The 24,527-nt window shown below is 43.6% G+C and carries 18 protein-coding genes; 12 read left to right on the top strand and 6 right to left on the bottom strand.

From position 1 onward, the window contains the following. Window positions 1-73: 73 nt before the first annotated feature. The gene (locus tag ACX0G7_RS16790; RefSeq protein WP_458924666.1) at window positions 74-1,111 is read right to left on the bottom strand and encodes a PAS domain-containing sensor histidine kinase; all 1,038 of its coding nucleotides are present in this window, start codon (window positions 1,109-1,111) and stop codon (window positions 74-76) included. Between the two features lie 265 nt (window positions 1,112-1,376). Here ACX0G7_RS16790 and ACX0G7_RS16785 point away from each other — a divergent pair, with 265 nt between their 5' ends. From ACX0G7_RS16785 to ACX0G7_RS16765, 5 genes are all read left to right on the top strand, one after another. Beyond that, on the top strand, window positions 1,377-2,408 hold the full coding sequence (locus ACX0G7_RS16785; protein ID WP_458924665.1) for a FecR family protein: 1,032 nt from the start codon (window positions 1,377-1,379) through the stop codon (window positions 2,406-2,408). Window positions 2,409-2,471: 63 nt separating this feature from the next. Then, the gene (locus tag ACX0G7_RS16780) at window positions 2,472-5,852 is read left to right on the top strand and encodes a SusC/RagA family TonB-linked outer membrane protein (protein WP_458924664.1); all 3,381 of its coding nucleotides are present in this window, start codon (window positions 2,472-2,474) and stop codon (window positions 5,850-5,852) included. Window positions 5,853-5,864: 12 nt separating this feature from the next. After that, the gene (locus ACX0G7_RS16775) at window positions 5,865-7,568 is read left to right on the top strand and encodes a RagB/SusD family nutrient uptake outer membrane protein (protein ID WP_458924663.1); all 1,704 of its coding nucleotides are present in this window, start codon (window positions 5,865-5,867) and stop codon (window positions 7,566-7,568) included. Between the two features lie 174 nt (window positions 7,569-7,742). Next, complete coding sequence (locus ACX0G7_RS16770) at window positions 7,743-9,098, top strand: polysaccharide pyruvyl transferase family protein (RefSeq protein WP_458924662.1); 1,356 nt, start codon at window positions 7,743-7,745, stop codon at window positions 9,096-9,098. Between the two features lie 143 nt (window positions 9,099-9,241). Next, complete coding sequence (locus ACX0G7_RS16765; protein ID WP_458924661.1) at window positions 9,242-10,492, top strand: polysaccharide pyruvyl transferase family protein; 1,251 nt, start codon at window positions 9,242-9,244, stop codon at window positions 10,490-10,492. Window positions 10,493-10,543: 51 nt separating this feature from the next. Here ACX0G7_RS16765 and ACX0G7_RS16760 read toward each other — a convergent pair whose 3' ends face one another. After that, window positions 10,544-11,095: an RNA polymerase sigma-70 factor gene (locus tag ACX0G7_RS16760; RefSeq protein WP_458924660.1), complete on the bottom strand. Its 552-nt coding sequence runs from the start codon at window positions 11,093-11,095 to the stop codon at window positions 10,544-10,546. A 225-nt stretch (window positions 11,096-11,320) separates the two neighbouring features. On the opposite strand from ACX0G7_RS16760, the gene ACX0G7_RS16755 reads away from it, so the two are divergent. Next, the gene (locus tag ACX0G7_RS16755; RefSeq protein WP_458924659.1) at window positions 11,321-12,208 is read left to right on the top strand and encodes an alpha/beta hydrolase; all 888 of its coding nucleotides are present in this window, start codon (window positions 11,321-11,323) and stop codon (window positions 12,206-12,208) included. Window positions 12,209-12,298: 90 nt separating this feature from the next. Here ACX0G7_RS16755 and ACX0G7_RS16750 read toward each other — a convergent pair whose 3' ends face one another. The 3 genes from ACX0G7_RS16750 to ACX0G7_RS16740 form a co-directional block, all read right to left on the bottom strand. Continuing rightward, window positions 12,299-13,414: a twin-arginine translocation signal domain-containing protein gene (locus tag ACX0G7_RS16750; RefSeq protein ID WP_458924658.1), complete on the bottom strand. Its 1,116-nt coding sequence runs from the start codon at window positions 13,412-13,414 to the stop codon at window positions 12,299-12,301. A 64-nt stretch (window positions 13,415-13,478) separates the two neighbouring features. After that, window positions 13,479-15,716 (bottom strand): outer membrane protein assembly factor BamB family protein, encoded by a 2,238-nt coding sequence (locus ACX0G7_RS16745; protein WP_458924657.1) that lies wholly within the window; start codon window positions 15,714-15,716, stop codon window positions 13,479-13,481. Between the two features lie 94 nt (window positions 15,717-15,810). Continuing rightward, a complete protein-coding gene (locus ACX0G7_RS16740; RefSeq protein ID WP_458924656.1) occupies window positions 15,811-16,431 on the bottom strand; it encodes an HD domain-containing protein in 621 nt (206 codons plus the stop codon). Window positions 16,432-16,751: 320 nt separating this feature from the next. Between ACX0G7_RS16740 and ACX0G7_RS16735 the strand changes: the two genes are divergently transcribed. From ACX0G7_RS16735 to ACX0G7_RS16715, 5 genes are all read left to right on the top strand, one after another. Then, complete coding sequence (locus ACX0G7_RS16735) at window positions 16,752-17,354, top strand: RNA polymerase sigma factor (protein ID WP_458924655.1); 603 nt, start codon at window positions 16,752-16,754, stop codon at window positions 17,352-17,354. Beyond that, entirely contained in the window at window positions 17,351-17,875 is a 525-nt protein-coding gene (locus tag ACX0G7_RS16730) for a hypothetical protein (protein WP_458924654.1), read from the top strand. The genes ACX0G7_RS16735 and ACX0G7_RS16730 overlap by 4 nt, the downstream gene beginning before the upstream one ends. 51 nt (window positions 17,876-17,926) lie before the next feature. Continuing rightward, window positions 17,927-18,403 (top strand): hypothetical protein, encoded by a 477-nt coding sequence (locus ACX0G7_RS16725; RefSeq protein ID WP_458924653.1) that lies wholly within the window; start codon window positions 17,927-17,929, stop codon window positions 18,401-18,403. A gap of 40 nt (window positions 18,404-18,443) precedes the next feature. Then, entirely contained in the window at window positions 18,444-19,826 is a 1,383-nt protein-coding gene (locus ACX0G7_RS16720) for a hypothetical protein (protein WP_458924652.1), read from the top strand. Between the two features lie 63 nt (window positions 19,827-19,889). Next, window positions 19,890-20,330: a hypothetical protein gene (locus ACX0G7_RS16715; RefSeq protein ID WP_458924651.1), complete on the top strand. Its 441-nt coding sequence runs from the start codon at window positions 19,890-19,892 to the stop codon at window positions 20,328-20,330. A gap of 220 nt (window positions 20,331-20,550) precedes the next feature. On the opposite strand, the gene ACX0G7_RS16710 is transcribed toward ACX0G7_RS16715, so the two are convergent. Then, window positions 20,551-20,988, bottom strand: coding sequence for a hypothetical protein (locus ACX0G7_RS16710; protein ID WP_458924650.1), 438 nt, complete (start codon window positions 20,986-20,988; stop codon window positions 20,551-20,553). A 763-nt stretch (window positions 20,989-21,751) separates the two neighbouring features. Here ACX0G7_RS16710 and ACX0G7_RS16705 point away from each other — a divergent pair. Further along, window positions 21,752-24,520, top strand: coding sequence for a M14 family metallopeptidase (locus ACX0G7_RS16705; RefSeq protein WP_458924649.1), 2,769 nt, complete (start codon window positions 21,752-21,754; stop codon window positions 24,518-24,520). Window positions 24,521-24,527: the final 7 nt, after the last annotated feature.

Below are 24,527 nucleotides of genomic sequence, written 5' to 3'. Positions count from 1 at the left end.
ATACAGACCAGGATTAGTCTCTCAGCCTAACCGGGCAGATAAGGTACAAATATTTTCCAAATTCTGAAATAGGTTAACGCGTTGGTGGATAAATGCAAACAGAGATAGTGGTTCCTTCACCGGGTTGGGACCTGATAGTTAACTGCCCATCGATCGATGCAACCCGTTCCCTGATTTCCCGGATAGCAGCTGACTCTCCCCGCGCCTGCATTTGGAACCCCGGCCCGTTATCATATATGGAGAGGCAGATGCAGTCGTTCTGCATGTTGATCGCTATTCTGACGAGGGTCGCTTCGGCATTATAAAGAACATTAGCCAGTGCTTCCTGCGAGATCCGGAAAAGATCAAGTTTTATTTCATGTGACAGGAATTCCGTGTCCGCGTTGCCTTCATAGTCACAACTGATACTGTGAAGAATACTGAATTCATTGCTTAACCATTTAAGCGTCTCATCGAGCCCAAGTTTTTCAAGCATGTCAGGGCTCAGGGAATAGGAAAGTTTCCGTATTGATCCAATAAGGTCTTCAGCGATCGCAATAACTTGTTCAAGCCTCGTTTTGGATGCAGGAGGTAAAGATGGAGTGTTTTTATTTATCCAATTCAGATCAACCTTTACGATTGAAGCCAGTTGTGCCAGTTCCTCATGTAACTCATTAGCCAGCTTTTTCCTTTCATTTTCCTGGCTATACTTAAAGTGGGTAGCAAGACTTTTAAATTTTCTGACATTGTCTTCCACCTGTTGTTCAGATAGTTTTCTTAGTGTGACGTCTTTGGCTATCGCAAACACCAGGTCTTTTTCCGGGATAAAAATGGAGGTCCAGTGTAGCCACACCACTGAGCCATTTTTAGTAAGATACCTGTTCTGGAAATTGGTAAGTGGCTCGCCTTCCAACATATTGAACCGCGTTTTCCTGGTAATTTCTTTATCATCCGGGTGAATAAAAGTAGCAATAGGGACAGCCATTAATTCTTCGCGGCTATATCCGAGACAGGCCGGAACCGCGTGATTGACATGACGAAAAAAGCCTTCTCTGCTGGCGATACAAACAAGATCTGGAGTGAGGTCAAAAAAATGAAACAAATCAAACGCTGAGTTCCTCAGGTCAGTCATAAATGGTGTTAGTTCGGTTTGACCCGAATCTACTAAAAACCTCCAAATCCTTGCTTTTTTGTTTACAATTCAATAAGACAAAGTCTGCAATATTGATAAATAGAAACAACTAGATGATCACAATGCCAAAGGGCCACATACTATAGATATCACCCCCGGAGCAATGCCGGATTGAGTTTCCCGGAAACTTTTTTTTTAGAAATATTCATTCAGGATAGGGGTCAGTAAAAATCTTTCCGTAATAACTATCAGAAGATTGTTTATTATGGATAAATCCGCGCTTCATAGATTTTTTCTCAACGAAAGTTCACCTGCTGAAAGACAGGAGGTAATCAGCTGGTTGTTGAATCCACAGAACGACCTGCTGATCAAGATCTGGATGAAGGACAACTGGGACCTCATTTCACCCACAGACACCGAAAAGGAACCGGGTGAACTGGATGCCCAGAAGATGTGGAATGATCTGAGTGAAAAGCTTTTTGACCGTGAAGTGCCTGCAATTGGTATTGCCGAGGCTCCGGTAAAAAATATTCCTGCAAGGGCCACGGGAACCCGGTGGATTGCTGCAGCGGCTTGTCTGATCTTTGCCCTTGGCTTTTTTGTCTATAGTTACCGGCAATCAATTTTATACGTCAGCTACGAAACTCGTTTTGGAGAAGTCAGGGAATTTAACCTGGGTGATGGAAGTCATGTTGTACTTAATGCCAATAGTCGCCTGCTTGTCCCCCGATGGGGCTTTACCAAAGGTGACCGAAAAGTTGAGTTAGAGGGAGAAGCTGCGTTTGATGTAACGCATATGGTCAATCATCAAAAATTTCTTGTTACTACCAACAGCCAGTTGAATGTTGAGGTACTGGGTACTGAATTCCTGCTGTATAGCCGTAACCAAACAAATAAAGTGATTCTGAAAGAAGGCTCGGTTAAGGTCCGGTTTAAGGATGAACAACGTGAGCCGGTCCTGATGAAACCAGGTGATGTGGTGACGGCTGACAAAACGGGATCACTCTCTGTAAAACACCAGCAACCTATCAGCAATCTTGTGAAATGGAAAGATCATCGGTTCATATTTGATAGTACTACCCTGAATGAAGTGATAACGCATATCAGTGATTTCTTTGGTGACACTATTATAATAAGTGGCAAAATGACCGGTAATAAAACCGTAACCGGTTCGTTCGGTGCAACCTCTGCACTTGAGGCATTGACCATAATAGCTGAGATCTACAATCTCGAAATAGAACAAACTACCAGGAAAATAATTTTAAGAGAAAAGACTCCTGTATTTAAAACGCAATAACCCTTAGATGTGTACTGAGTTCGTTTAATGTAAATGCTGATTAGAAAAGCAAAACGATTGATTATGAAAAAGAAAAGCCTGCACTTAAGATTGCCATTTATCACTGTTTTGGCATTTTTCCTTTTGCCACAACTTATTACTGCCCAGTATCTGGCTGCCAACACCAGGCAAAACCAGTACAATCAAAATAAAAATGCCAGCCTTCATTTACGTGAGGCCATTTTTCAGATCAGGAAAACTTACAGTGTAGACATTGTATTCGATGATAAGCTGGTGAATGGCCTTACCGTAAAAGCTGAAGCCCCCTGGGCCGCTTCATCCAATGCAGAAGAAGCGCTTACGAGGCTGCTGAAAGACTTCCAATTGAAGTTCAGGAAAGTGAAGAAGGACACTTATATCATTATTGTGTCCGGTGATAGTAAAACGCCCCGCGTTACATTTTCAGAATATGATTATAGTGAAATGAAAACTACTCTGACGGGAAGCGAACCTATAAACAACGACAAGGCAATCACAGAAAGTGTCAGGTATAGAAATCCTCTTGCCATCACTATCCGCGGAATAGTATTGGGAGAAAAAGGGAATCCACTGTCGGGAGTAAGCGTGACTATCAAGGGAACCCTTACCGGGACTACCACTGACACTTTAGGTCGTTTTTCTATAGAAGCGAATAAGGAAAGTGATATACTCGTCTTTTCTTATGTCGGATATGAATCCCAGGAAGTAACCCTAACCGGCCCAATCACGAATCTGACGATAGAATTGAAAAGTCTCACCAGTTCTCTTGGAGATGTAGTGGTGATCGGTTATGGTACAGCCAAAAAGAAAGATCTTACCGGGGCCGTTGCGAGAGTAAATATAGAAGACACAAGACTTCAGCCAAATATGAATGCAGCGCAGATCCTGAGAGGTACAACCGCCGGTGTACAGATGTCTGATAATGGACGCCCGGGACAGGCGGGCAATATCATTATTCGTGGTATTAACTCCATCTCCGCCAGCAATAGCCCTTTGATTGTATTAGATGGTATAATGTATGCAGGTGGCAGTTTGTCCGATATCAATCCGGGTGATATTGAGTCGATCGACATTTTAAAAGATGCAAGCTCCACAGCAATTTATGGTTCGCTGGCAGCAAATGGTGTCATTGAGATTACTACCAAGAAAGGAAAATCTTCCAAACCGAGATTTACAGTCAACTCTTACTACGGCGTGAGTGACTATGCGTATAAACCGGATCTGTTAACTGCAGACCAATACCTCGCTGCCAGGAAAGACGCGGAAATTGCAGAAGGTGGCCCCGTTCCTTTTCAGCCCATTGAACAAAAAAATATTGCCGCCGGAATTTCTATTGACCCATTCGAAGAAATAAAACAATATGCGCCAATGTCAAATTTTGAAGTAGGCGTCTCAGGTAAAGCAGACAGGGTGAACTACTTTTTTTCCGGGGCAAGATCGAGTGCTAAATCGCCGGTGATAGGAGACAATTTCACCAGGATTTCCACGCGTTTAAATCTTTCTGTAAACGCTACAGACTGGCTGAAAATCGGTATTAATTCAGGTTATTCATCCAGGGATAATTCAGGGGTAAGAGCCAACCTTGAAGCTACTACTTATTTAAGTCCTTTTGCAAGCCTCTATCTCGATGACGGTGTTTCGCCAAGACCATTACCGCAGGACCTCGGTTTGGTTTCCAACCCTATCCTGGGTCCAACGCTGAACGAAGCCAAATCCATTACAAATGTTTTGTTTACCAATGCTTACGCAGACGTAAATATCTACAAAGGGCTCTCATATAAATTAAATGCGGGATATACAAGAACCGACTCCAAACAATTCGGCTATAACAATTCTTACGAGCCCTTAAACCGATTGGGATCTGGCTCAAAACGAAATGGTGAAAGTCAGAATGTGACCGTTGAAAACATCCTGAAATATAAGAAGCTGATTGCAAAAGATCACGACCTTGACTTAACGCTGCTTTACGGTATCTATGAACTTACAAGCCAATTTTCTTTCTTGTCGAGCCAGAATATTTTCAATAATGCACTTACCTACAATTCACTTCAGATAGGTGATAGTTACAATATTCAAACCGGGGCAGCCGAGAATAAACAAAATTCAGCGATGGCGAGGCTGGGATACGCTTTTAGAAGTAAATATTTATTAACGCTGAGCGTTAGACGGGATGGATACTCAGCCTTTGGTGCCGGCAACAAATATGGTGTTTTCCCCGCTGTAGCAGTGAGCTGGAACGTTAGTGATGAAGATTTTTTCAAAAATGTTAATAAAATTGATTTTCTAAAACTTCGTGCGTCATGGGGAAAGAATGGAAACCGTGGCGTTAGCGAATATTCTTCACTTAGCCAGGTAGGTCAATCAAATTATGTTTTCGGCGACGGTAGTGCATCCACTGTCGGTTTGTATACAACAACCCTGGCCAATCCAAACCTGGGTTGGGAGACCACCGAGAGCTTTAATTTCGGAGTAGATGTCCAGGCCTTCGCGAACAGGATCAATTCTTCGATCAACTTTTATACTGCCAATACAGTTGATTTGTTGTTGAACCAGACTATTCCAAACACTAATGGCTTCGAATCGTTTTTAAGAAATATCGGGCAAACGAAAAACTATGGACTTGAAGTGGATCTCAAAACCGTAAACATCCGCAAGAACAAGTTCAGCTGGAGTACCAATCTTGCCTTTTCATTCAACAGGAATAAGATTGTAGCCCTGACCGGAAGAGATGTTAATAAAGACGGGATTGAGGATGATGACATTGCCAGCGGATGGTTCATCGGTCATCCCCTGGGTGCTAATTTTGATTATGTTTTTGATGGTATTTTTCAAAAGGGTGATGATTTTTCTTCCATTGCTGGTGCCAAACCAGGTGATATCAAATTCAAAGACATAAGCGGTCCAAATGGTGTCCCCGATGGCATTATTACCTCTGCCGACAGAACGGTAGTCAATAGTAACCAGGCAAAATACAACCTTGGGATAACCAATATCCTTTCATACGGAAATTTCCAGTTTTCATTTGTGTTTAACACCAGACAAGGTGGTTTTAGTCCTTTCTCACTATCAAACCCTGGCAGCAACTTTTATGACCAGGCAAACTTTTTGGACCTGCCTTACTGGACACCTGAAAATCCTATCAACACTGCAGCACGCATTAATTATCGCAACCCTCTGGGTTATGGATTTTATGGTGACAGAAGTTTTGTGAGGCTGCAGGATGTTTCGCTTTCATATAATCTCCCGGAAAAATTGCTGAAAAATGTAAAGATGTCGGCTCTACAGGTATACGTAAGTGGTAAAAACCTTTATACCTGGACAGACTGGAAAGGATGGGATCCCGAGTATGGAGGAGGTGGAAGAAGCCCTGGAAATAATGGGCCATTGCTGAGGACATTTGTAGCCGGATTAAATATTTCATTTTAAATGCACCTGATTATGAGAAACAGAAACAAATTACAGCTGGCGTTTATTGCCATCGCCATATTTAGTTTTTCCTGCGGTAAAGACTACCTGGATGAAGTTCCTTTGGATCGGTTCAGCCCGGAAAACCTGCTCACCAATAAAGCGGGTTATGATGCGGCTGTTGTAGGATTGTATGAAGGCGCGCGGCAGGAACATATTATCGCTTCCAACAATTTTGAATACATGACGGTGGGCACCGATTTAACCCAATGGGGAAGAAACGATTCGCGTGGAAATAAAGATTACACCCTGCTTAATCCGAATCTGGACGCCACGATTATTTACTGGGACTGGGCGTATAAACAAATGATTGTACGGGCAAACCTGATCCTCGAAGATATTGACAACCCCGATTTACCGATTGATACGGATGCACGAAACAATATAAAGGGACAGGCATTGTTTTTCAGGGCATATACCTATAATTTCCTGGCAAATATTTATGGCGGTGTTCCAATTGTGGCAGAAAGGATCGTTGAACCAAAATTTGATTTTGTACGTAGCTCCCGATTAGATGTACTAAAGTTTGCAGCTAAAGATCTGGAAGAAGCTGTTCAGATTTTACCTACTACCGTGCCCGATGGCAGAATACCCAGGGCCGCGGCCTATCACCTGCTGAGTGAAATTTATATTTCCATCGGAATGGAATCCAGGGATGCAACCAACTATGACAAGTCTATTGCGGCTGCATCAAAAGTTATCAGTAAAGAAGCCGGCGATTATGAGATCATGACCACAAGGTTCGGAGCCAATGCCTCAAAACCGGGCGATGTTTTCTCTGATGTTTTTGCAGACGGACAGATCAACAAATCGAAAGGCAATAAAGAAGTAATGTGGGCGTGGCAGTTTGAAAATTTCACCGTTGGCGGAAGTTTCAGTGCAACCTCCGGTAATAATAGTATAAGATATTGGGGACCCGAGTATGACCGTCTTCGCTCCCCGGCTAATTTTGCATGCCTGCCGAATGATAGTTTAGGCCGTGGAATTGGCGTTAACTCTCCCACAAACTATCTTAAGTATGATGTCTGGAGTTTGGATAATACGGATATCAGGAATTCCAGGTTTAATATAAGGCGTGATTATTATTACAATAACCCGGCGGATGTTCAATACTTCGGTAAGCTGATTCAGACAAGAAGAGCGACGCCAAACGGTGAACTGTTTATTGTGAGAAATGATGGTACACTAACCAATATCATTGTAGATACATTAAGACAATACTATCCTTATTTCCGGAAAATTGAAGGCACGCAACTGAGTAACAATAATCTCAATGGTAACTCGGTAAAAGATTTTAGCCGGATGCGCGTAGCTGAAACCTATCTGCTTCGTGCAGAAGCATATTTCCGCAAAGGGGATCTCACCCGGGCTGCTGCTGATATCAACGTAGTCAGAAACCGCGCCAAAGCTATCCCGGTATTACCTGCTGCGGTTACAGAAGATTATATTCTAGATGAAAGAGCAAGAGAACTGGTAGTAGAAGAACCCAGGTTAAGAACGCTTATCCGGATGGGACGTCTTGTTGACCGGGTAAGAAAATACAATTCTAAACCTTCTGTACCCAACGGCCCGTCATCCGGCACCACCATCCGTGATTTCAACAACTTCTGGCCGATACCACAAAAGGTGATCGATGCCAATACAGATGCAGTATTCCAACAAAATCCCGGGTATTGAGTTGTCATGGAAATATCAAAGGGAGCTTTTGATAACCGGATGAATATATGAGAAGACTGTTATTCAGGTTGATAACATACCCGGGCTGCCGTGACTGCCTTTTATACCTGGAATACTTCAGGTGATTCAGTTGGCCTTCGGACCAAGGACTATCCATATCACAAATAATTAAGTATGACACAACAAGGAAGAAGAGAATTTCTTAAGAAGTCCGGGCTTGGTTTGCTTCCATTGGCTTTGGGCTCTGTTACTGCAGCAAATGCTTCAAACGCAGCTGCTAACAGTTTAGCCGCTCCATTAAAAACGAGAAACGCCGCGAGAACAATATTACTCCGCTCCTCCTGGAATGACTATAACATTGGCGATGTTGGGCATACACCTGGTACGCTCCGGCTACTTGAACGTTATATCCCCGATGCAGAAATTATACTGTGGCATGCAGCACCCAGGCCTATTACCGAAGCGCTGGTAGCTAAATATTTTCCTAAAGTAAAGATCGTTCGCGGGTTATTTGCGGAAGGAGACTCGCCTATGAACAGCGATCTGAAAGCCGCGTTTGATAGAGCAAATATGTATATCCATAACTCCGGAATGAGTTTTAACTATGGACTATTTAATTATAACTGGGATGGCATGATCAGCTTGTTGGCGCCTTTGCTTTATTGTTATAATAACAAAATACCGTTTGGACCTTACGGGCAGTCATTTGATAAGATGGCGCCCCCTTCCATGTTGTTTTACCGCGATGTGTTGAACAGGGCTGCGTTTGTGTATTGCCGTGATAAAAACTCATTAGAGTTTGTAAAAGAAAATGCATTCAATCCCAAAGTTCTTGAGTTTGCGCCCGATGGATGTTTTGGAATTGATGTTATTGACAATGAGGCAGGACTGCGTTACCTGCAGGCTAATAAGCTGGAGAAAGGAAAGTTCCTGGCGGTTAACATTCGCACCAATACTTCGAAAGATGGCAAAACGGGCGACCTGATGAACCCTAATTCAACCCCGGAAAAATTGGCTGAAGATCGTCGTCGGCTCGACAAGGTGAAGGCGATGATTACTTACTGGGTAAAAAATACCGGTCAAAGGGTACTGATATTTCCCGAAGCCGTGAAAGAAGGATTGCAGGGAAAAATCCAATTGTATGATTCGCTGGATGCAGATATAAAACCACATGTAGTGTACCGGGAGGAGTGGTGGACAAATGCTGATGAGACCATGGGTATCCTACAACATGCCAGCGTAGTATTCGGAATGGAACCCCATACACTCATTATGGCACTTGCCTTAGGCGTTCCCATTATTCACGCGAGGCCGGTGTCTAATGGCCGAAAAGGCTGGATGTTCAGAGATATCGGTTTACCTGAATGGCTTTTTGATATTGATGTTGTAAAAGCAGATGAACTTATGTCTACGCTCGCAGCCATCATGAAAAATTATCCTGCGGCAAAGGCAAAAGTAAAAGCCGCAATGGCGGTAGTGGAAGAAAGGCAGCGTACATCGATGAACCATATCAAGGCAAGCATGAAGTAAGCTTCCTGGCTATTTAATAACTGTAGTATGAATTAATAAATATCGTATGCAGAGAACTTATCTGATTTTCAATAGCAAGATTATACAGTCAGCCTCCTAAGCATTTAACAGAACGCTTTACAATTATCTAATTAAATTTTTTTATGCAAACACGCCGACATTTCCTCAAAAACGGTACCCTTGGATTAGGACTGTTAACCACTTTCCCGGATTTTTTAAAAGCAGGACTTGCGAAAAAAAAGATCGTTTTAAGATCTGGCTGGCAAACTGTAAACATTGGTGATATCGCGCACACACCGGGCGTACTTCACCTGCTGGAAAAATATGTTCCGGATGCAGAAGTTCGCCTCTGGACAAATACTTTGGATAATGGCGCTAAAGAAATAATTCAAAAACGCTTCCCAAAACTTGAGATTTTTACGGGTGCAGATACCGAAGCTGTAGCCAGGGCTTTTAAGGAATGTGAATTTCTCCTGCATGGGTCAGGACCTTCACTGGTTGCCAAAACGGATGTCTCCCGTTGGTCAAAGGAGACCGGTAAACCCTATGGCATCTATGGAATTACCTATAGCGATAAATCTCCGGAAGGAATAGAATTAATAACGAAGGCGGATTTTGCTTTTTTTCGGGATACTGTTTCATTGGAGTTTGCTAAATCTAATGGAGCTGCATCAAAAATAATGGAGTTTGGACCAGATGGTGCATTTGCTACTGATATCCTGAACGATGCGGCAGCAAGAACTTTCCTGAAAGAACATGGATTAACGGAAGGGAAATTTATGTGCGTAATTCCTAAATATCGCAATACCCCTTATTGGTCGATACCCGGCAAAAACGTCCCTTTTAGTGCGGAAAAAGACGCGCGAAACCAGGCTATGAAAGAACATGATCATAAACCGTTAAGAGATGCCATCATCGCAATAGTGCAGCAGACAGAACTTAAAGTACTGATCGTTCCGGAAGACACTACGCAGGTAGCAATAGGTAAGGAAATGTTGTACGATCCGTTGCCCGATGATATCAAGAAAAAAGTCGTTTGGCGCGATCGCTACTGGCTCACCGATGAAGCACTTAGTACCTATAAGCTTTCTGCAGGAATATTTGGGAACGAACAACATTCTCCCATCATGTGTATCGGGCATGGCATTCCCGCGATTGTATGCCGGTTTAAAGAACAGACCAGTAAAGGAATTATGTGGCGTGATATAGGACTGGGTGAATGGTTGTTTGACCATGATATTGACGAAGAACTTACAAAGCTGGTACCAACCGTTTTGTCGGTCGCGCAAAATCCGAAAAAAGCCAAACAAAAAGTAGCTGAAGCGCAGAAGATCGTGGTTGGCAGACAGAAAGCCACTATGGAAATCGTCAAACAAAGCCTGGCAAGAGTCTAAGCAGTTTTTCAGCGTTGTTAAAATTGCCTGACAAATAACCCATTCCGCCAGTTAGTAAAACAGGAAGAATATAATTGCGGGAATAAGATCAGAATTAAAAAAGAATCGTCTGAGCGTAGCGAGCGCTGAAGTCATTTGATTTTCTACGGTTTTTACGGAGAGGCCAAGGCGTTCGCCGATTTCCCGGTTCGACAGTCCAAAATGCCTGCTGAGGATAAAAATTTCCTTCCTTTTCGGTGGCAGGTTCCGAAGTGATTGCTCGTACAATGATTCCAACTGGTGAGTATGTAACAAGTCATCGCTACGATTGGATGAAGCCATATTGTCGGATAATTCCCGCCTGTTTTTTTCCGGGAACCTGGCGCTTGATCTCCTGAACGCATCAATAATGACCCGGTATGTAATGGTGAAAATAAAACCCTCAATTGACTGGGAGGGGTCGATACCAGATCGTTTTTCCCAGATTTTTATAAAAACAGTCTGGGTGATATCCTGGGCCTCGGCACTATGTTTAACATAGCCAAGTGTAAAGTGGTAAACTTTTTTTACATAGAAATCAAAAAACTGCTTAAAGGCAAGTTCATCGCCTTCTGTAATTTTCAACAGCAAGTCTTTTTCTACTGGCAAGTTTTGGTATAAATAGTATCTATAAATTTAATGGTTATTCTCAAACCAGCAAAGCCCGAATAGGAATTATATGAGAGATGATGACATATTTTTCACCAACATTTTTGTTCCCATGTTTTAGCCAGCTTCAAAGAAAGGGCTCTCATGGTTGAAGTTGACGAATCTGCCGCAAAGAAGCTTACATTTATGAAAATGACTTCCATGTACAGATATATATCCATGGCTTTTTTGTTGATTATGACTTCGCAGGTAAGCGGTCAGCAAAAGGTGATGCAGTTATACAATGGCTCTGCTCCGGGGTCCGAAAGTTGGACTTATAAGGAACAGGTGTATAAACCTGGTACAAGCAGTGAGCTTATTTACAACGTCTCCCAACCAACATTGACAGTTTATCCCGCAGATCCTTCGGTGGCCAATGGCACAGCGGTAATTCTTTGCCCGGGCGGTGGGTTCTATATTCTCGCGGCTGTTCATGAAGGCACTGATGTGGCGCAATGGCTGAACAAAAAGGGTGTGACTGTTTTCTTATTGAAATATCGACTTGGACGCAGCCTGACAGATAACCCCGGGCAGGAATTGTCCGACAATATGAAAAAAAGCGATTTCATTCCAAAGATTGCTGCTGTTGTTCCACTGAGTATTGCAGACGGAAAAGCAGCAATCCAGTATGTACGTGCACATGCCGCTGAGTATAAAATAAAACCCACACAGATTGGCATTATGGGCTTTTCGGCAGGTGGTGCTGTGGCGGCTGCATCGGCATTTAATTATACTGCGGATAATCGCCCCGATTTTGTTGCCCCGATCTATGGCTATATACCTGCACAAATACAGGGAGCAGTGGCAGATAACGCACCTCCGTTATTTCTTGCAGTGGCTTCAGATGATAACCTGGGTCTTGCCAGTCATAGTATTGATTTGTATACAAAATGGTTAGCCGCAAAGAAGCCGGCAGAATTACATGCCTATCAAAAAGGGAGTCATGGCTTTGGTATGCGTAAGCTTAACATCCCTACCGACACATGGATAGAAAGATTTGGTGATTGGCTCAGTCTATTAGGTTATTTAAAAGAAGTTGAGGTTAAATAATATGGGTTCTCTAAATAGTATCCGGATAAATAGCGTATCGGTAAGTCCTGCGTTCCGATTAAAGCGTATGACCAAATTGAACGCATATCATTATGACACGAGCGTAAGTTTTACCGGGGGTGTTTGATTTGCGTTCCATTGGCAGATGTATAAGTTTTTCTCATCATCAACACAAACATCATGACAATGACTGAATACGGCAGTCTCTTCCTGCATAACCGGCTGAAGCGTTCCCGATTGATACCTGGGAGCCGTGCCACCGGGGTTTGAGATCACCTGGTTTTGTTTATCCAGGATGGTGACGAAACCCGAACGGTCCTTTCTCTTTCCCGTGGCATCTTTGGACCAGCAGGTACCTGCATAAAGATTGTCACCATTTATCACTGCACGACAAACATACATACCCGGCATTTCAATCTTACTAATGAATTTTCCATCCATAGAAAAAATCTTAAAACAATTTTCTTCCCTCGATGTACAGACCAAAACAGGTTTATCTTTTTGCCTTGTATCAACAGTAACACCGTGCGCATTGCGAAGGTTATGGTCGGGATTTGTATTGTTGTGTCCCCCGAAATGCCTGATGTATTGACCTTTGCTGTTATATTGTATGATATAGTCCGAACCATAACCATCTGCAACATAAATATCACCATTAGGTGCGACGGCCGTTTCTGTTGGTCGGAAAGGCTCTTCATCTTTATACACCCCGATTGTCCGGGGATGACCGATTGCAAACACGAGCCTGCCATCAGTGGTCATTTTCACAACCTGCCCTGCCTGGCTGTTGCTACCCCCTTTTGGATTTTTGAAATAACCACAGTCGGTTATCATGAGGTAATCAGTTCCCCCCTCCTTTGAAATTGACAAACCGTGTCCGCCGGGAAATCCATGTCCCCAGCTATCCAAGAGCTTACCATTTTTATCAAAAATGAGTATGTTGTTTTTCGGCTCATCCCCAAGCAGGATCAGGTTGCCTTTGCTATCCTGAACCATCTCATGACAGTTCGCCAGAGGAGTTGTTCCTGCGTCAATTTTTGCCCAGGCTTTATCAACCTTATAACGATGCTTCCCGTGCCCGATCACAAGATCGTCAGTTTTTTTTCGGCTCAGTTTATCGGCTGCTGACACTGTACCTAAGGGGTTAATCCAGGCCGCCGCACCGGTTATGGCCGTGGTTTTTATAAATCTTCTCCTTGATTTCATTATTTCAATTTAGTTTTTTGAAGAGGTCTGTGCTTAAGTTAAGGATATTATTGAAATTGACTGCTCAGGGCAAAGAAAATGCCTGGTACTGATCCCCGCTTTTAGTGCCGATCTTACCACCTCCGCATGCAATCACTATATATTGTTTACCATTAACCTCATATACTGCCGGTGTGGCAAAGCCCGGAGCGGGTAACGTTGCTTCCCATAGTACCTTGCCTGAATCCTTATCAAACGCGCGGATCTTTGCATCTTTTGACGCTGCGATAAATACAAGTCCTCCTTTAGTTACCACCGGCCCGCCATATCCTTCTGTTCCGGTCACGGGAATGCCCTTCCTGGTAAGTTCGGCATACTCACCCAGCGGCACTTTCCAAAGTAATTTGCCAGTGTTAAGATCAACTGCATTCAAAGTACCCCACGGTGGTTTGATGCCCGGGTAACCATTTTTGTCGTTGAACCGGTTGTATCCCGTCATGGTGAAAGGAATCTCGTCCATGATCGAAGTGGCAGCAACAGAAACAGCATCATCTTTCCTGGCCGAACCCGGCTTAACAATTTTCACTTCATCACCAGGTTCCTTTGCTTCAGTATTCAACAGGAATGTTATCAACGCTTTTTTATCATTATCCGCTATCTGTTTGAAAGCAGGCATCATGTTTCTTCCGTTTGAGATAATTGCATCCAGCTTCTCCTCATTATATCTTTTCTCAAGATTCAGTAATGAGGGGAATGAAGTGCCGTTTCCTTTGAGCCCCGCACCATGACAGCTCAAACAATATTTCCCATAAACATCACGACCAATTCCTTTAAGAGAGCGATCCGTTGTTTTTTTAGGCACATCGATCATGGTAAGCGCCCAGGGCAACTCTGAACTATTGATATATAAAACGCCCGTTTCGGGATCCACGGACGCACCGCCCCATTCGCCGCCACCATCGAATCCGGGAAATATCCAGGAGCCATCTTTTCCTGGTGGAGCGAACATTCCCTTGCGTTTTATTTTATGATATTTTGCCATCATATCACGATGGGTTTCCGGATCGAGGTCTGTTACATCGCTGGAATCAAAAGTTTGCCTGGCAAAGGGTTCAGGTAATGTTGGGATCGGTTGAGTGGGCCAGGTTTCTTCACCCGGCAGATCTGATCCGGGAAATGATCTTTCTTCGATCGGGAAAACAGGTTCACCGTTCTTCCTGTCAAACAAAAAAACATAGCCATGTTTAGTTACCTGGGCAATTGCATCAATCTTTTTACCGTCCTTATTTACAGTAACAAGATTGGGATTTGTTGGCAGATCGCGGTCCCACAGATCATGATGTATGGTTTGGTAATGCCAGATATAGCGGCCGGTTGAAGCGTCAAGCGCGATCAGACTGTTACCAAATAAATTTTGCCCTTTACGAACCCCTCCATAAAAGTCGCCGCCTACCGAACCGGTGGGGATATAAACAATCCCGGTTTTCTCATCCAGGGCCATCCCACCCCAGCTGTTCGCTCCGCCGAGTTTTTTCCAGGCATCTTTATCCGGCCAGGTCTCATAGCCTTTTTCGCCGGGATGGGGAATCGTATTAAACGTCCATGCCAGTTGACCTGTCTTTGTATCAAAAGCGCGGATAGCACCTGGGGCCGCATCGGCAGACTCACTGACACGCATACCCGAAATCAACAGGTCTTTATAAATTACTCCTGGCGTTGTCACCACTATATAAGGATTGTAGGTTCCTGGTTGTCTGCCGGTGCTATCTGCCAGGTCAATATGCCCGTTTTTTCCAAAACTTCTTACAGGTTTCCCTTCGTTTATATCAATTGCATAAATCCTTGATCCTGCACCATAAAATATGCGTTCGTGCTCACCAGCCTCATCAGCCCAGTACATCACTCCCCTGCTTACCTGGAAAAAAGCATTCGGAATTTTTGCGGCTGCAGTGTCCTCTTTCGCCGGATCGAAGCTCCATTTCTGCACTCCGGTCGCAGCGTCAAGTGCAAACAATTTTAACTGGGGTGAAACACCGTAGAGAATTCCATTGATTACGATCGGGTTACACTGAATCTGGGAACGGCTGCCGGTGTCTTTGTCGCCCGAGCTATAACTCCATGCCAGTTTGAGGGTGTATACATTGTTTTTGTTTATCTCATCGTTGGATGAATACCGGATACCATCCTTCCCACCAGCATACGCTCTCCAGCCTTTGTAATCCCCTTTCAGATCCTTGCGGTCCTTACAGGATATAGTACTCACAAGAAGAAAAAGAAGGAATAGACACTGAGATCGGGCAGGCTGAAAATATCTTGTGCTCATGCTGATTTTGAGTTAGTTGGGAGGCCTGGATTTGAACGGCCGGTTACCTTAACAAGTATACATGAATATTATGAGTTAGCAAGCTTGCGCTATTTCATCTTTTCCGCAGGAAATCCAGCTCACGACTGAGGTTTTCTCTCGCTGCGATTTCATACCGGGAATAAAACAAATCAGAATGATATATACGGTCCTTTGCCAGGAAATGCTCAAGCACCTTAGCGCGGCCGGGTTTATACACCAGATCGGGGTATATTTTATATTCTTTTCTCACTGCGGATGCATAAGACAGGTATTCTTTGGGAAGCTTGCCAAGGATCGCTAAGTCTGCGTCAGTAAAAAAATTTACATCGCCTGTTTTGCTGACTTGATGTGTTTTGGTATTTACTATCATCTCTCTGCATAAGTCTATCCTTTCTTTTTCCATACCAAATGTTTCCAGCCTTTTAGTTGCGATTTCCGCACTTCTTTCTTCATTGTCCTGCCTTAACACATTATATATAATATCATGATAAGCGATTGCAAAAATGACTATCTCCCAATCATCAATATTATTTTTAATCGGGTCCAATTCGAAAAAAAGACTCTCGAGGTGCTTAGGATTATGGTAATACCGGTTGGTTTTGGAGTATTTCCTCTCCACCTCTTCCCAGCTTTTTTCGGCGTGGTCCCCACCTAAATATTTTGTAACTACCGAAATATATACAGACTTGAACATAACAGATAGTTTGATTACGGCAATAACCATGGCATTTGAAAGGATCCATTGAACCATGAAAACCGGTACAAGTTCTGCGTATCGTCCCAATAGCAACAGGATTATTTTTCCTTTCGTTGTTAATAATGATTACTTTTTTTGCCTTAAGCGATCGTGGTGGTGCCACGGGGGCGATGGCAGCGCGGGATAATCCCGTAAAGGTGGCGTTTCGTCACATTATTGCTCATTCTTGTCGTGAAACAGGAGGTTTGTTCTTCGATGTCCCGGATATTTAAAAATTTTTGCAACATTATCCGTCTTCATCAGTCAAATCCATATAAGTGAACCATATTAGTGAAAATAATGACTTAGACAAGAGCCTGGTAAAATCCGTTTTGTCAGGGGACACACAGGCGTTTGGGAAGATCATCAAAAACACGGAGGGGCTCGTGGCTCAGATAGTATTTAAACTGGTAGAGAACAGGGAAGACAGGCGTGACCTGGCGCAGGACGTATACCTGAAGGTGTTTGCTAACCTTCCCGGGTTCAGGTTTCAGTCAAAATTGTCAACCTGGATCGCACAGATTGCCTATAATACATGCATCAGTCACCTGCAAAAAAAGAAACTGGTGCTTTCGGATCTGTGCGGAACTGATAATGAAGAAACCGGGCATGCTGATCACAACCACCCGGCTTCGACTGAACCGGAAATTGAAACCTTTGTTTTTCAGAAACAGCAGGCAGCGATTCTTAAACTTGAAGTCGAAAAATTGCCACCGGTTTTCAAGACGCTCATAACGCTCTTCCATAACGAACAGATGAGCTACGAAGAGATTGCGATCGTGACTGGTTTGCCAACGGGTACGCTCAGGAGCTATCTTTTCAGGGCCAGGAAGATGCTGAAAACGAATCTGCTGCTACGGTATAAAAAAGAAGAACTATGAACAACCTGCATCTTACTGATGATATGATCCAGCAGTTTATCTGGGACGCACACATGCCCGATGAATCAGCAAAGACGCATATACTCATTTGCGATTACTGTAAAACCCGCGCGGAAAATTACCGGTTGCTCTTTGCTGACCTGGAAGAACTTCCGAAGCCGGTTTTTAATGTTGACATTTCCAGGCTTGTTCTTGACCAGATCAGGGAACAAAATCTTTCCGCAGTAGTTGACAACGCGAGTATTTCGATTCCTGCAAAGTCAGCCATTGAACATACACCAACTACAGGATACCTGACCAAACCAAAAGTTATATGGCCGGGGATCGTGATCGGTTTGATGGCAATCGGGTTAATCGGTACTCCCGTTTATCTCTTCCAGGACTACTTCACGGACATCGTTGCAGAAGTATCTGTCATGGGTACATACCTTATCATTATCACCGTTCTCCTGATTGCAGTGTTCCTGGTGGTCGATGAATACCGCAAATACACTCATCGGATTAACAGCCTGGATATCTGAATTATCTGCAACATTATTCCAGAGTAATAGTCTAATTTGAAAAATACAATGATGAAAAAAATAACACTACTCACCGGCACTGTTTTGCTGTCACTGGCATTGAATGCCCAGGAAATTGTCAACTATGATCCCTTCAGGGACAGGGAGTTTTTAGAAAAGACTTTCCAGGCAACCGCTATCTTACTGGTCATTTACCTGATATCAAATTTCTTCCTTTCCATCATCCGTATGTTCCTCGACTACAAGCTGAAAAACAAAATGATGGATAAGGGTGCTTCCGAAAAAATCATCCATGAGTTCCTGCAGCCACAGAAAAAAGACAGCCGCATCACGGCAGTCAAATGGGCGATCATTGTCGGGGGCATCGGGCTCGGCTTTACACTGATGTTACTGTTTCCGCCATTTGGTATTCACTCTGTAATGATCATGTCTTTTTGTATCTCACTAAGCTTTCTGTGCTATTACTATTTTATCAAAAAAACAGAAACACAGTCGGTCCCGGATTCAATTCAACATGCTGGTGAATGACACCATGCATAAACACTAAACACTTTCACAACTATTCAACATGAAACCAGTCCTGATATTTTTGACATTGCTCACTTTTTCGCTGAGCATTTACTTTACTATTCAGCGCTTCGACAGGCATGGAGTATCAACAACGCGCATATTCGATGGAACAAACGAACAGGAAATAAGCAGCCGGGGCAGAATTATTTTTAATGACGCGGAGACGGCCGTTGAAAGCATATCTCAAAATGGCTTCCTTCAATATAAAAATAATGACCTGAAACTTAAGGTACAATCCAAAGAAGGCAAAATTGTTTATGAACTCACTGATGACGGTAAAGCCTTGAACGTAAATGACGCCAACGGGCAACGTATTCTTGCGGAGACCATCAAAGCAATTCTCGAAACGGGCTTTGATGCAAGAGGAAGAGTTGAGCGCCTGTACAGAAAGGGCGGTGTACCTGCAGTGATGGCCGCAGCCGGAACCATGGAGCATGACTATACCAAAGCCATTTATTATGATTTCCTGATCAACACCGACACCCTTTCAAATTCAGATTTGCTGGAAGTAATCAAAAAAACCGGGACGATAGAAGCCGATTTTGAAAAAGCTAAATTGCTTCGCTCGCTTTCTGATCACTTAAAGGATTCAAGTTTGACGGTGACCTATTTGGATATAGTCAACGGCATAGAAGCTGACCATGAAAAAGCGGGCGTTCTTAAACATCTATTAAAAAAACCTACTGACAGTATTGCGTTACAGGGCATACTTAAAACAATTGCCGGAATGAATGCTGATCATGAGAAAGCACAGGTCCTTAACGTGATGATAAAACAAACACCACCCGATTCATCAACAGCAGTTGGCATTCTTTCGGTCGTAAAGGGGATGGGCGCAGATTTTGAAAAAAACAATCTTTTAAAACAATTCTCTTCCCGGTTAAAAGACTCTGTAACGGCCGGCGCTTATCTGCAAGTGGTAAAAAGCATGGATGGTGACTTCGAGAAAGTACGCGCTTTGGAGAACGTTCTTAATCAACCTGTCAGTGATGCTATATTTCATGAGATGGCTCTGATAGCAGGCGGCCTCGGGGGAGATCACGAAAAATCAGAATTATTGAAAAAGATGCTTGATCGCGGCGGCGCCGAAAACCAGCGGATAGGCCGGGTGTTGATGGTAGTACACGATATGAATGGTGAGTTTGAGAAAGTGAGCCTGATGAAAAAGATCGCGGATAGAAACCCGGTTTCTGAAGATGATTGGGTCGCATTGATTTCAGAAGCCGGGCGGGTAAACAATGATTTTGAGAAATCAAATCTCCTAACACATATAGCCGCCAGAATGCCACGCACAGAGAACATACAGTCAGCTTATACCAGGTCTGCAAAATCCATTAACTCTGAAATGGAATACGGGCGGGCCCTGAAAGCAAGTGAATAAACCTTGCTAATCTCCTTTCTTGACACCTGAATCTCCTTTTAACACCGATAAAAAAACTGACAAATGAAAAAGTTAATCGCGGCTCTTTTTTGTGTAGGCGGACTATTACTCACCACCGGTGGGTTAAATGCCCAGTGTGATGTGAATTCAGTATTTACATCATCGAAGACGCTATACCTGGATTCAAACAATACGGTCATGCGTACGGTTGACGAAAACACTACAATTGAGATAACGAAGACCGAGATACTTATTTCGCCGGGCAATGAAAATGGCCGGACGATGAAAGGAACATTTATCTCCAATACATGTAACTGGAAGATACCTTATAAAGAAGGTAAAACAGTGATCAAAACGGTAATAGCCGATCCCGGGGATGACCCTGGTGCCGTCACCATTGTGATCGAAGGTAAAGACGGAGTGGTATCATTGGTGGTGACAATAGACAAGGAACCCAACAAACGTATTAAAGTGGTGGCAGACAAGTTTGAAGAGAAAAAATAAAATGCTTTTACCAACATGGTACCAGGAAAAAACCAGGAAGCAATACTTCCTGGTTTTTTCTTATGAAACAGGAACTTCTCTACTTCGGTTATACGTTAACGGTATTTTCAAGCAAGACACCTTGCCAGGCTATTATAAAATGAATGTGAAGTGATCATGACAGCAATGCTAAGGTTGGTGTTGCACGTATACAATACGATCAGGACAGGAATAGCTGAGTTTATCTTGCTGCGACTTTAGTAAAGCTGCCGTCCTCGGAAATCGTAACGTCATACCGGCGTTTTTTTGTTTCGACGGAGAATTTATAATATGTTCCGTCAACCCTATTGATTTCAGTTATCGCATAAGGCACAGAATTGTCAAATCGTTTTCTTACTGCAATCATTATCTTGATCGGGAGATCTGCGTACAAAACATTTCTCATGGTACCCAACAAATCGCCTTCAGGGCTGAAAAAGGCCTGCGCCCCCTTTCCGTAAAGCATAAAAGACACTTTTCTATAATCGCCTTCCCTGCTCCATTTCACACATTCAGCTGTGGGAAATGCTGCCTTGAATTTTTCTTCAGGATTGTCACCGGGATTAACGCTTGCAGTTGCATCAAGAGAGGAAAATGATAATACAAGAAGCACGCTGATTGATAATATAATCTTTTTCATAACTAATGGTTTTGATGATTAATGGTTATTGTATACGTGCCAATACATATACCGATTTCGCAGAACATTAATTATGAAATGCTTACGGGAAGAGCGTTTACAGAAGTGTATGATAATGATACAGTCCTTGTATCATTTTACTTTGTCAAACCATATCACGATAGCATTCTTCTTTTCCTGACTGATAATTGATGAGCTTTTTGACTGTTGATTGGCAAAATTTTTTTTATTGGAGAGCGTGCCAAAACCATTTGAGATAAGTTGATAAACGTCAAAGAAGGTTTGAGATAAGTTGAAAGACTATTTTAAGAATTCGTTATAAAATTTATTTTACCTGCAGACTGCAGTTCATAAAAAATTCTTTCCCGGCATTTTGCAAATGCACATTTCCGAACAGTAATTTGATACAGGAACGCAATCCTTCATATGCATTGCCATTGCCTGGCCCAATTGCCTGGTTACTTCCCGGACATTCAAAATTTAAAAAATCGTCTATTTGCCCTATTTTTAGCAGGTTCATGATACATATGCATATAAGCCATATATGTATGTACACCTGGAGCCCGACATTCCTTGCCTTCAACGATATTCCCGGTCACAGGCAGTTTTAGTTCATATCAATGGCGCTGGTCATGCTGTGGATGATCAGCAACATACTTATGAAATTATAGTGTTGCTGGCATGGGTTAAAGCCAAAAATGAATGTTAACAATGAGTGCCAGACATATCTTTCCGTCATAATTAAACAACTAATAGTTTTTAGATGATCCGTATTTTTTGTCTTACCGTTCTGATGAGTATCAGCATACACACACTGGTAAATGGTCAAACAGTTCCTTCACCCAAAGAACATTTTGGATTTGACATCGGTGACGATTACAAGCTGACCAACTACACCCAGGCCGAGGCCTATTTCAAAAAGCTGGCAACATCGGACAGAACAAAACTGGTAGATATAGGTCTTACCGAAGAAGGCCGTCATCAGTATATGTTGATTGTGTCTAGCCCCGCCAACATCAAAAACCTTGACCATTATAAGGACATGGCGCGCAGACTGGCGCGGGCCGAAGACATCGATGACCAGCAGGCTTTAGCGCTTGCTGCAGAAGGCAAAGCTGTCGTTTGGATAGATGGCGGCTTACATGCTACAGAGGTGGTTGGAGCACACCAGTTGATCGAATCTATGTACCAGCTTGTAAGCAGGAAGGATGCCGAGACAATGGAAATCCTTGATAACACCATTATCCTGTTTACCCATGCAAACCCGGACGGACATGAATTGGTATCAGACTGGTATATGAGAAATCCTGACCCGAAAAAACGCTCATATTCCCAGTTACCCAGGCTTTACCAGAAATACATAGGTCATGATAATAACAGGGATTTTTTCATGAATAACATGAAAGAAACCAGGAACATCAGCCAGCAGCAGTATGTCGAGTGGATGCCCCAGATCGTTTATAACCATCACCAGACGGGCCCGGCGGGTTCTGTTCTTGCAGGGCCGCCTTACCGCGATCCCTTTAATTATGTATACGATCCCTTGCTTGTAACCACCCTGGATGGAGTTGGTGCAGCAATGAACAATCGTCTCAGCAGGGAAGGCAAACCTGGTTATACGCAGCGTGCAGGCTCAAACTATTCAACCTGGTGGAACGGGGGCTTGCGTACAACACCATACTTCCATAACATGGTAGGAATACTAACAGAAATTATAGGTAGCCCTACCCCATCCGCAATACCGCTGGTCCCTTCCCGGCTTATACCCAATATGTCTACACCCAATCCGGTGACGCCGCAGGTCTGGCATTTCCGGCAATCCATTGACTATTCTGTTTCCCTGAATTATGCAGTGCTGACCTATGCCGTAAACAATCGCAAAGATCTGCTTTATGGAATATACCGGATGGGCAAAAATTCCATAATGAATGGAAGCCGGGATTACTGGGGTCTTTCTCCGAGACATATCGACTCCATCAACAATGCTTTCAGAAAAGATCAGCGTAATGCAAGACCCGTTGAAACCGGCATGAATACCACCGGGGCGATCAGGACCGGTACATCTGATACCATTCCTTTAAGATATTTCGATATTGTGCTGAAGGATTCAACCCTTCGTGACCCTCGTGGTTATATCATCCCAGCCGATCAAGCTGACTTTCCCACCGCGGTCAAATTTATCAATGCACTCATCAGATCAGGAATAGCTGTGCATAAAGCCACAACAGCGTTTTCAGTGCAGGGAAAAAATTATCCTGCAGGTTCTTTTGTAGTCAAGACAGCACAGGCATTCCGTCCTCATGTCATGGATATGTTCGAACCGCAGGATCATCCAAATGATTTTGCATACCCTGGTGGTCCCCCGGTGAGACCGTATGATGCAGCAGGCTGGACCCCCGCATTTAGCATGGGCGTCCGGTTCGACCGGATCTTAAACGGGTTTGATGGTCCGTTTCAAAAGTTACCTTACGGAGAGATCCAGTCCCCCATGGTACAAAGCACCGTTACTAACGCGGCCGGATACCTGCTGGATGCAAGGTCAAATAATACTTTTATAGCGGTCAACGATCTGTTGAAAGCAGGGATCAGGGTATTTCGGTTGCCCAAAGGCGTTAGTGGAAGCGCTGCCGGTGGTCCCGGAACCTTTTATGTGCCTGCCAACGGCAAAGCGATACTTCAAAAAGCCGCTGCTGAACTCGGCATCAGGATTACTGCTGCTTCGCGGATGCCGGCTGATGTGATCAGCGTTTCCCGGTTACGTATTGGATTGTGGGATACATATGGCGGGTCAATGCCGTCCGGCTGGGTGCGGTGGCTGATGGAACAACATCACTTTCCCATCAGCATGTTGTATGCAAATGAAATTGATAAAGGAAATCTCAATGATAAATATGATGTAATTGTATTTGTTACCGGTGCAATCCCTCCAGTGGGAAGAGGTGGCAACACCGGGGGAGGTTTTGGTGGCAGGCAGCCAAACCGTAATGAAATTCCCACCGCTTATCACAACACCTTAGGCAGAATAACTGCCGACACTACAATTCCACAAATCAGGAAGTTCCTGGAGGCAGGTGGTTCCGTTGTTACCATCGGAAGCAGTACCAACCTGGCATACCATCTTGGACTGCCCGTACGTAATGCATTGATGGAAATGAATGGAGGATTGGAAAGACCTTTACCGGGTGAAAAGTTCTATATCCCCGGAAGTATTTTAAGGGTAAGCATAGATTCTACCCAATCGGCTGCCTGGGGTATGGGCTCAGAAAGTGATGTTTATTTTGATGCAAGCCCGGTCTTTAAACTTTCACCGGAAGCAGTTGTAAGGGGCCAGGTAAAACCAATTGCATGGTTCTCCTCAAATAAACCACTTCGCAGCGGATGGGCCTGGGGACAAGCTTACCTGCAAGATGGCGTAGCTGCTTTTGTTGCCTCCATCGGAAAGGGTAAACTATATGCTTTTGGTCCGGAGATCACGTTCCGTGGTCAAACCCAGGGAACATTCAAATTATTATTTAATGAATTATACAAATAAACATCAT

Source organism: Flavitalea antarctica (assembly GCF_054461535.1).
The sequence above is the reverse complement of the archived record's forward strand: the minus strand, read 5'-3'. Positions and strand labels throughout refer to the sequence as shown.

Excerpts from the sequence above, each read along its gene's own strand:
- ACX0G7_RS16755 (WP_458924659.1), top strand. The coding sequence starts at position 11,321 with ATGTACAGATATATATCCATGGCTTTTTTGTTGATTATGACTTCGCAG.
- ACX0G7_RS16705 (WP_458924649.1), top strand. The coding sequence starts at position 21,752 with ATGATCCGTATTTTTTGTCTTACCGTTCTGATGAGTATCAGCATACAC.
- ACX0G7_RS16765 (WP_458924661.1), top strand. The coding sequence starts at position 9,242 with ATGCAAACACGCCGACATTTCCTCAAAAACGGTACCCTTGGATTAGGA.
- ACX0G7_RS16715 (WP_458924651.1), top strand. The coding sequence starts at position 19,890 with ATGAAAAAGTTAATCGCGGCTCTTTTTTGTGTAGGCGGACTATTACTC.
- ACX0G7_RS16745 (WP_458924657.1), bottom strand. The coding sequence starts at position 15,716 with ATGAGCACAAGATATTTTCAGCCTGCCCGATCTCAGTGTCTATTCCTT.
- ACX0G7_RS16790 (WP_458924666.1), bottom strand. The coding sequence starts at position 1,111 with ATGACTGACCTGAGGAACTCAGCGTTTGATTTGTTTCATTTTTTTGAC.
- ACX0G7_RS16775 (WP_458924663.1), top strand. The coding sequence starts at position 5,865 with ATGAGAAACAGAAACAAATTACAGCTGGCGTTTATTGCCATCGCCATA.
- ACX0G7_RS16780 (WP_458924664.1), top strand. The coding sequence starts at position 2,472 with ATGAAAAAGAAAAGCCTGCACTTAAGATTGCCATTTATCACTGTTTTG.
- ACX0G7_RS16750 (WP_458924658.1), bottom strand. The coding sequence starts at position 13,414 with ATGAAATCAAGGAGAAGATTTATAAAAACCACGGCCATAACCGGTGCG.
- ACX0G7_RS16785 (WP_458924665.1), top strand. The coding sequence starts at position 1,377 with ATGGATAAATCCGCGCTTCATAGATTTTTTCTCAACGAAAGTTCACCT.
- ACX0G7_RS16770 (WP_458924662.1), top strand. The coding sequence starts at position 7,743 with ATGACACAACAAGGAAGAAGAGAATTTCTTAAGAAGTCCGGGCTTGGT.
- ACX0G7_RS16730 (WP_458924654.1), top strand. The coding sequence starts at position 17,351 with ATGAACAACCTGCATCTTACTGATGATATGATCCAGCAGTTTATCTGG.
- ACX0G7_RS16725 (WP_458924653.1), top strand. The coding sequence starts at position 17,927 with ATGAAAAAAATAACACTACTCACCGGCACTGTTTTGCTGTCACTGGCA.
- ACX0G7_RS16740 (WP_458924656.1), bottom strand. The coding sequence starts at position 16,431 with ATGTTCAAGTCTGTATATATTTCGGTAGTTACAAAATATTTAGGTGGG.
- ACX0G7_RS16710 (WP_458924650.1), bottom strand. The coding sequence starts at position 20,988 with ATGAAAAAGATTATATTATCAATCAGCGTGCTTCTTGTATTATCATTT.
- ACX0G7_RS16720 (WP_458924652.1), top strand. The coding sequence starts at position 18,444 with ATGAAACCAGTCCTGATATTTTTGACATTGCTCACTTTTTCGCTGAGC.